This window comes from Streptomyces sp. NPDC097107, from assembly GCF_044762405.1.
GTDB lineage: Bacteria > Actinomycetota > Actinomycetes > Streptomycetales > Streptomycetaceae > Streptomyces > Streptomyces thinghirensis.
This window is the reverse complement of sequence record NZ_JBIWEF010000025.1, coordinates 23,806-32,255: the sequence shown is the minus strand read 5'-3', so window position 1 is coordinate 32,255 and position 8,450 is coordinate 23,806. Positions and strand designations below refer to the sequence as shown.

Annotated in this window: 7 protein-coding genes; all 7 read right to left on the bottom strand. The window is 71.4% G+C overall.

Going from position 1 to position 8,450, the window contains the following annotated elements:
- Positions 1 to 246: 246 nt before the first annotated feature.
- Positions 247 to 1,206 carry a Gfo/Idh/MocA family protein gene (locus ACIQ1J_RS34540; RefSeq protein ID WP_403563217.1) on the bottom strand — a complete coding sequence of 320 codons (960 nt, stop codon included), beginning with the start codon at positions 1,204 to 1,206 and terminating at the stop codon, positions 247 to 249.
- On the bottom strand, positions 1,206 to 2,612 hold the full coding sequence (locus tag ACIQ1J_RS34535; protein ID WP_403563215.1) for an NDP-hexose 2,3-dehydratase family protein: 1,407 nt from the start codon (positions 2,610 to 2,612) through the stop codon (positions 1,206 to 1,208). Before ACIQ1J_RS34535 ends, ACIQ1J_RS34540 begins: the two co-directional genes overlap by 1 nt.
- Before the next feature lie 60 nt (positions 2,613 to 2,672).
- On the bottom strand, positions 2,673 to 3,977 hold the full coding sequence (rfbH, locus tag ACIQ1J_RS34530; RefSeq protein ID WP_403563213.1) for a lipopolysaccharide biosynthesis protein RfbH: 1,305 nt from the start codon (positions 3,975 to 3,977) through the stop codon (positions 2,673 to 2,675).
- Positions 3,974 to 4,984, bottom strand: coding sequence for a dTDP-glucose 4,6-dehydratase (gene rfbB / locus ACIQ1J_RS34525; protein WP_403563211.1), 1,011 nt, complete (start codon positions 4,982 to 4,984; stop codon positions 3,974 to 3,976). Before rfbB ends, rfbH begins: the two co-directional genes overlap by 4 nt.
- Positions 4,981 to 6,048 (bottom strand): glucose-1-phosphate thymidylyltransferase, encoded by a 1,068-nt coding sequence (locus tag ACIQ1J_RS34520; protein ID WP_403563209.1) that lies wholly within the window; start codon positions 6,046 to 6,048, stop codon positions 4,981 to 4,983. Before ACIQ1J_RS34520 ends, rfbB begins: the two co-directional genes overlap by 4 nt.
- 23 nt (positions 6,049 to 6,071) lie before the next feature.
- Positions 6,072 to 7,211: a DegT/DnrJ/EryC1/StrS family aminotransferase gene (locus ACIQ1J_RS34515; RefSeq protein ID WP_403563207.1), complete on the bottom strand. Its 1,140-nt coding sequence runs from the start codon at positions 7,209 to 7,211 to the stop codon at positions 6,072 to 6,074.
- Between the two features lie 96 nt (positions 7,212 to 7,307).
- On the bottom strand, positions 7,308 to 8,450 hold the full coding sequence (locus ACIQ1J_RS34510) for a nucleotide disphospho-sugar-binding domain-containing protein (protein WP_403563205.1): 1,143 nt from the start codon (positions 8,448 to 8,450) through the stop codon (positions 7,308 to 7,310).

The window sequence follows — 8,450 nt, the reverse complement described above, 5'->3', positions numbered from 1 at the left end:
AACGACGCGGTCTCCGAGGTGAAACGGTCACCGGTGAGCTGCATCCCGTCACCCGAGTCCCCCGCGAACCTGATGATCACCCGGTCCAACCGGCGGATCCGCTTGTTCCGTGCCCGCTCGTCGGCACGCGGTGGAGTGGTCTCGCTGTACACCTCGGTTGACTCCTCTTGGACATGACCCGGGACGTGACCCGCGGATGGGGCCCCGGCCGCCCGTCGGGGGCGTACGGGGGAGGGGCGGCAGCGCTCAGGCCGCGGCGTGCTCGCGCACCGCCCGCACCAGCGCGGCCTGCCGCAGGATCACGGGATCCGGCGCGGCCCCGGCGCGTACGGCCTCGACGAACGCGGCGACCGTGCGGGCCACCTGGTCGTCGGCGGGCAGCGGGATCTCCTGGACGCCGGTACGGCGCTCCAGGCGGACGCGCGGTACGAGGTCGGCGGGCGGGGTGAAGGCGCGGTCGACGGTGATCCGCCCCTCGCTGCCCCAGATCTCGTACGTCGAACGGTAGGCGTGGGCGAGGCCGAAGGTGAGCTGGGCACCGACCCCCTCGGGGCCGGTCAGCAGCGCGGTCCCCGCCGTGTCGACCGTACGGCCGGGACCGCTGTTCAGGGTGGCACCGACGACCCGGAGCCCGTCGCCCAGGAAGTGGAGTGCCGCGCGCACCGGGTAGACGCCGGTGTCCCACAGGGCGCCGCCGCCGAGGTCGGCACGGTGCCGGATGTCGTCGTCGGGCAGCCCCGGGATCGCGAACATGGCGTGGAAGGCCCTCGGTTCACCGACCGCCCCCTCGGCGACCAGCGTGCGTACCGCCTCGTGCTGGGAGTGATGGACGAACATGACGTTCTCCATCAGGGCCAGGCCCGACCGCTCCGCCAGCTCGACGAGCCGGGCCGTGGTGTCCGGGTCGGTGGTCAGCGGCTTCTCGGCCAGGACGTGCTTGCCCGCCCGCAGCGCGGCCTCGGTCCACTCGGCGTGCAGAGCCGCCGGCAACGGCACGTACACCGCGTCGACGTCGTCGCGCTCCAGCAGCGCGGCGTACCCGTGGACCGGACGGGCGGCGAAACGCTCCGCCAGCTCCCGGGCCCGCTCGGCGTCCCGGCTGGCGACCGCGGCGACCTCCAGACCGTCCGCGGCCGCCATGGCGGGGAGCATGCGGCGCCGTGCGATGTCGGCGCAGCCGAGGACCCCGATGCGTACCGGTGCCATCAGATGCGCACCCCGGTCGCGTTGAGGCAGGCCAGCAGCGTGCGCGCCTGCACATTGAGGTAATGGCCGTGCCGGACGAGCGACGTGAGCTGGCCGGGGGTCGCCCAGCGGTAGCCGGGCGGCGGGTCGAGCGGGGCCTGGTCCTCGTCGGCGTCGACGATGAGGTAGCGGCTTTCGGCGTTGAGGAACCGGCCGCCCTCCTCCGAGTGCACGGCCTCGTACCGGATGCGGGAGGGGTCCGCGTCCAGCACCAGGTCGAGGAAGGGCGGCCGGTCCTCCGCCGCCACGTGGGCGTAGTTGCCCGGCGTGTACTGGACGGTGGGGCCGAGTTCCACGGTGTCGAGGAAACCGCCCTCGACCCGGGCGTGCACCAGGACGTGGGGCACACCGCCGATGCGCCGGGTGAGGAAGGCCGTGACGCCCAGGCCCAGTGGCTCGAACAGTGGCTGGGTCCAGCCCGCGACCTCCCGGCTGCCGGCCTGGACGGCGACCGCCACGACCCGGAAGTACCGGTCCTCCTCGTGGTCGATCGTCCACTCGCTCCGCTTCCAGCCGGGCAGCCGGTCGAGGGGGACGCGTTCGGCGCGTACGTCGTGCCGGGAGCGCTCGGCGGTGAACCACGACAGCAGATCGGTGTCCGCGTGCAGAGCGCCGTGGTCCCCGTCGGGGAACGGGGCGCAGGCGAGCACGGTCCGGGAGTCCATGTTCACGACGTTGTCGAGGCGGAGGAGCTCGCCGATCTGGCCCAGGGTCAACCAGCAGAAGTCGTCGTGGAGGGGCACTTCGCCGACGGCTTCCACGATCATGTTCCGGTTGCTCTTGCGGAAGAACCAGGAACCGTGCTCGGACTGCAGCACGTCCGCGAGGACCCGGCCGCGGCCCGGCCGGGTGAAGTACTCGATGTACTTCACGTCCGCGCCCCGGTGGACCTTGGTGTAGTTGCTCCGGGTGGCCTGGACGGTGGGGGAGAGCTGCAGCAGATTGCGGTTGCCGGGCTCCATCTTGGCCTGCATCAGGAAGTGCAGCACCCCGTCGAACTCCTTGGCGAGGATGCCGAGGATGCCGACTTCCGGCTGCTTGATGATGGGCTGGTACCACTCTTGGAAGGGACCGGTGTCGGCGGTGACGTGCAGGCCCTCGACGGTGAAGAACCGGCCGCTGCGGTGCACGAGGTTTCCGGTGGCCGCCTCGAACGACCAGCCCGCCAGCTCGCCGAACGGTATGCGGTCGACCTGGAAGCGGTGGGCCGCGCGACGCCCTTCGAGCCACTGGGGGAAGTCCTCGGTGGGCAGTCGGGCGCCGGTGGTCTCGGCGGCCGACCGGGCCATCCGGGTGGCGACCGAGGCGTCGGACCGGGGGCGCAGGGTGCGCGGCCCGGCCGGGGGCCGGGCGACGGTGGACGACATGATGTACTCCTGGTTGCTCGGGCTCCTGGTCGGTCGGGCGGACGGAGACCGCCCGGGGGGTCAGCCGCGGCCGGCCACGAACTCCTTGACGGAGGAGACGATGTAGTCGGTCATCTCGTCGGTCAGCCCGGGGTAGATGCCCACCCAGAAGGTCTGCTCGGTGATGACGTCGCTGTTGCGGAGGTCGCCGACGACACGGTGCGGCTGGTCGATGTAGGCGGGGTGCCGGGTGAGGTTGCCGGCGAAGAGCCGGCGGGTGCCGATCCTGCGGCCCTCCAGGAACTCCACCAACTCGGCCCGCCGGAACGGCGCCTCGGGGTCCACGGTGAGGGCGAAACCGAACCAGCTCGGGTCGCTGCGCCGGGTCGGCTCCGGGAGGATCAGGTGCGGCAGCCCGTCCAGGCCGTCCCGCAGCCGGCGCCAGTTCCGCTTGCGGGCGTCGATGAACCGGTCCAGCTTGTCCAGCTGGGTCAGCCCCAGAGCCGCCTGGATGTCGGTGGCCTTCAGGTTGTAACCGACGTGGGAGAAGATGTACTTGTGGTCGTACCCGGCGGGGAGGGTGCCCATCTGGTAGTCGAACCGCTTGAGGCACTTGTTGCTCTCCCCCGGCTCGCACCAGCAGTCGCGGCCCCAGTCGCGCAGGGACTCCACGATCCGGGCAAGCGCCAGGTTCGAGGTCAGCACGCATCCGCCCTCACCCATGGCCAGGTGGTGGGCGGGGTAGAAGCTGACGGTGGTGATGTCACCGAAGGTGCCGGTCAGCTGTCCGTCGTAGGTGGAGCCGACCGCGTCGCAGTTGTCCTCGATGAGGAACAGGTCGTGTTCCTCGGCGAGCTGGGCGATCTCGGCGGCCTCGAAGGGGTTGCCCAGCGCGTGCGCGATCATGATGGCGCGGGTCTTCGGCCCGATGGCCTGCGCGACCCGGTCGGCCGTGGTGTTGTACGTGCCCAGCTCGACGTCGACGAAGACCGGAACGAGCCCGTTCTGGAGGATCGGGTTGACGGTGGTCGGAAAGCCCGCGGCCACCGTGATCACCTCGTCGCCCGCCTTCAGCCGGCGGTCCTGGAGCAGGTGCGAGGTGAACGCCGTCATGGCCAGCAGGTTCGCCGACGAGCCCGAGTTGGTCAGGTGCGCCTTGCGGCGCTTCAGCCGGCGGGCGAAGCGCGACTCGAACTGCCGGGAGCTGGGCCCGGCCGCGATCCGCATCTCCAGTGCCGCCTCGACCAGCGCCAGCCGGTCCTCCTCCTCCAGCACGGCGCCGGAGGGCCAGATCTCGGTGACCCCGGGGACGAAGGGTTCCTTGTCGCGCTGGTCCTCGTGGTACTTCCTGGCCGCATCGAGGACCAGGGCCTTGTGGTCGCTCATGACCGCTTCCCTTCTCGGCTTCCGGTTCCGGCGTCGTCGCCGGGATGCTTGACGGGCTTCCACCAGTCGGTGTTGTCGCGGTACCAGGCGACGGTGTCGGCGAGGCCCTGCTCGAAGGGGATCCGCGGGGCGTATCCCAGCTCCTCCCTGATCCTGGTCTCGTCGAGCGAGTACCGCAGGTCGTGGCCCTTGCGGTCGGCGACCCTGCGCACCATGGAGCGGTCGGCGAAGCACAGGTCCAGCAGCCGCTCGGTGATGTGGAGGTTGGTTTGCTCGTTGCCGCCGCCGACGTTGTAGACCTGGCCCGCACGCCCCTTGTCCAGGACGAGGGCGATGGCCCGGCAGTGGTCGTCGACGTGGAGCCACTCGCGGATGTTGCGCCCGTCCCCGTACAGCGGCACGGGCACGCCCTCCAGCAGGTTCGTCACGAACAGCGGGATGAGCTTCTCCGGGTGCTGGTACGGGCCGTAGTTGTTGGAGCAGCGGGTGATGGACACGTCGAGCCCGTGGGTGCGCCAGTAGGCGCGGGCCATCAGGTCGGAGGCGGCCTTGGAGGCGGCGTAGGGCGAGTTGGGCGCGAGCGGCCACTCCTCGGTCCAGGACCCCTCGGTGATCGAGCCGTACACCTCGTCGGTGGAGACGTGGACGACGCGTCCCACACCGGTGGCCAGGCAGGCGTCCAGCAGGGTCTGCGTGCCGCCGACGTTGGTCCTGACGAACTCAGCGGCGGACTCCACGGACCGGTCGACGTGCGACTCGGCGGCGAAGTGCACCACCGCGTCGTGCCCCGGCAGCAGGGACATGAGCGTCGGCAGGTCGCAGATGTCGCCCCGCACGAACTCCAGCCGGGGGTGGGAGGCGGGCAGGTTGGCGCGGTTGCCGGCGTAGGTGAGCTTGTCCAGCACGGTGACCCGCGTCCGCTCGTGACCCGGGTAGCCGCCGTCCAGCAGGGTGCGCACGAAGTGCGAGCCGATGAACCCCGCGCCCCCGGTCACCAGGAGCCTCATGCCGCCACCTCGACCCGGGTGAAGTCGCCCACGACCAGCCGGTGGTGCGGTGCCGCCCAGTCGCCCGTGCCGACCGTGGCGTCCCGCCCGATGAGGGAGCTGCGCAGGCCCTGGACGCGGGAGATCTGCGCCCGGTCGAGCACGATGGAGTCGGACACGGCACTGGCCCGCAGCACGCAGTCGCGGCCGATGGAGGTGTACGGGCCGATCTCGCAGTCCTCGACGACCGTGTTCTCGCCGACGATGACCGGGCCCTGGATGCGGGAGCGGACGATGCGCGCGCCGGCCCCGATGACGACCTGGTCGTCCACCTCGCTGGCGTCGTCGACGTCCCCGGCGACGTGGGCGTCGAGCCGGTCGAGCAGGTGCCGGTTGCACTCCAGCACGTCGTCCACGTTGCCGGTGTCCTTCCAGTAGCCGGCGTACTCGCTGGCGCGGACGTCGGCTCCGTTCGCGACGAGCCACTGGATGGCGTCGGTGATCTCCAGCTCGCCACGGGCGCTCGGCTCGATCGCGGCGACCGCCTCGTGGATGGCCGGGGTGAAGAAGTACACCCCGATCAGCGCGAGGTCGCTGCGCGGCTGCTGCGGCTTCTCCACCAGACGCTCGACATTGCCGTCGGCGTCCAGCTCGACCACGCCGAAGGCGCGCGGGTCGGGCACCTTGTGCACGACGACCTGGGCGGTGGGCCGGTTGGCCGCGAACTCCTCGGCGATGGAGGTGATGCCGTCGGGCAGCATGTTGTCGCCCAGGTACATCAGGAAGTCGTCGTCGCCGAGGAAGTCGCGGGCGATCTCCACGCAGTGCGCCAGGCCCCGGGGGTGGTCCTGGCGGATGTAGGTGACCCGGGTGCCGCACCGGGCGCCGTCGCCCATGACATCGGCGATCTCGGGCGCCCAGTCGCCGACGATGACGCCGATCTCCCGCACACCGAGGTTCTTGATGTTCTGCAGGACGTGCGCAAGGACGGGCTTGTTGGCGATGGGAACGAGCTGCTTGGGCATGGAATAGCTGAAAGGTCGGAGCCGGGTTCCCGCCCCGCCCGACAGCACCAGAGCCTTCATGGGGACATCTCCTCGCGTGGTGGTTACTTTTGACGTGCTTCGACGGCTTCGCGCAGAGCGGCGGCCACGGTCCGTACCTCGTCGTCGGCGAGCCCCGGGTGCAGGGGCAGGCAGAGGGTCTGGCCGGAGGCCTTGTCCGACGCGGGCAGCACCTCGTCCTGGGCGCGGTACGCGGGCACCTTGTGCAGCGGTGCGTAGCGGAAGGTGGTGTAGATGCCGGCCGCGTACAGCTCGGAGGCGACCTCGTCGCGGATCTCCGGGCTCATCTGGACCCAGTAGAAGTAGTAGCTGGACTCGTGCCCCTCGGGCAGCGGCGGTGGCGTCCTGACCCCGTCGAGGCCGGCCAGCTCCCGGTCGTAGAGTTCGACGATCTCCCTGCGGCGGGCGACCAGTTCCGGCAGCCGGCGCAGCTGCACGGAGCCGATCGCGGCCGTCAGGTCGTTGCCGATGACGCGCCGGCCGATCTCCGGGACGTCCAGCTCCCACCAGCGGTGCGAGACCTTGGCGTGGCCGAAGCCACTGGGCTGGGCCAGCCCGTGGTAGGCGAGGCGCCGGGCCCGCGCCGCCAGCTCCCGGTCCCGCACGTACAGCATGCCGCCGTCGCCGGTGACCATGACCTTCATGGCGTCGAAGCTCCACATCGCGAGGTCCCCGAACGAACCGACGGCCCGGCCGTCGACGCGCGACGCCGGAGAGCACGCCGCGTCCTCGACGAGCGCGATGCCCCGCTCCCGGCACAGTCGCTCGATGCGGACGATGTCGCCGGGGTAACCGCCGTAGTGCAGCACGATCACCGCCTTGGTCCGCGGGGTGAGCGACCGCTCCACGTCCTCCGCGGTGGGGTTGAGGGTGCGGGAATCGACGTCGCAGAAGACCGGACGGGCTCCGGTGGAACCGATGGCGTTGGCCGCGGCGACGAAGCTGAGCGACGGCAGGACCACCTCGTCGCCCTCGGCCAGGTCCAGCGCCTCCAGGGCGAGGAAGAGGCCGGCCGTGCCCGAGTTGATGAAGACGACCAGCTCGGCGTCGACGCCGATGTGTGCCGCGAAGTCGGCCTCGAACGCCTTGGTACGGGGGCCGTGGCCGAGCCAGTGGCTGTCGAACACCTCGGCGACGGCGTCGAGTTCTTCCTTGCCCACTTGCGGCTGGAAGAGATTGATCACGTCTGACTCCTGGATGAGAGGGGCGGGGCGGGCAGACAGAAGGCCCTGTCCGGCCGGGTGGCCGGACAGGGCCCGGGGGGCGAGGGGGAGCTCGGCTCAGCCGCGGCCCCGCGCGGCGAGCTTCTCCAGCGGGCCCACCATCTCCGCGGGCAGCGGCATCGTGGCGATCTCCCGGGACAGCTCCAGGGCGCGTTCCTTGAACGACGGGTCGGACAGCAACTGTCCGCACGCGTCGGCGACCCGCTCGGGGGTGGCCTCGGCCGGCGACAGCACCAGGGCCGCGCCGAAGTCCGCGATGCGCCGTGCGGGCGCGTCGAAGACCACGGCCTCCGGAATGATCAGGTGGGGCACGCCCGCGTTCATCGTGGTCATGGTGGTGGCGCCGCCCGCGTGGTGGACCACGAGGTCGCACGTCGGCGCCAGGACGTCGAGCGGGATCCACCCGGTGCGTACCCCGTCGAGCTCGGCGCGCAGGTCGGCGGCGAGGGCGTCGGGGGCCGGGACGACGATCTCCGCGTCGAGCGGGGCGATGTTCTCGACCAGGCCCCGCAGGAAGGCGAACGTGCGCTCCGGGGTGGCCCGGCTGCCCGCGGTGACGCACACCCGGCGGCGGTCGCCGCGGGTGAACATCCACGGCTCCAGGCCGCGCTGGAGGTTGCCGGGGAGCCAGCGCATCAGCCGGGCAGGCGGCGCCTCTGGCGGGGTGAGGCTGGGCGGGCAGATCTCGATGCGCAGATCCGGTTCGGGCAGCCGGCTGAGGCCGAGGGCGCGCAGTTCCGGCTGGAGTTCGCGCTCGGCGCCCCGGTCCTGCGCGTTGGAGTCGTCGGTGTCCCAGGCCTGCCGTACGTACGGGATGCCGAGGTGGGCGGCGAGCAGCGGGGCGGCGTACGACATGGATCCGCCGACGACGAGGTCGGGCCGCCAGCCGCGGGTGATGTCGAGGAGCACCGGCAGGCCGTCGGCGCCCATCTGGGCGAACCACCGGCCGACGAACGGCCCCTGTCGGGGCAGGTCGCCGGGGATCTCCTTGAGATTCCCCTCGCGGTCCTTGGTGATGTAGTGCCAGATGTCGTGCGGGGTGACCGCGATGCCGGGGACGCCGGTGCCGGTGACGACCGGCATCATGTCCTCGGTCGACGCCATCAGCACGTCGTGCCCCGCGCCGCGCAGGGCCTGTGCGAGCGGGACGAGGCCGAAGACGGTGGCCGGGCTGCCACCCGGGATGAACAGGATCTTCAT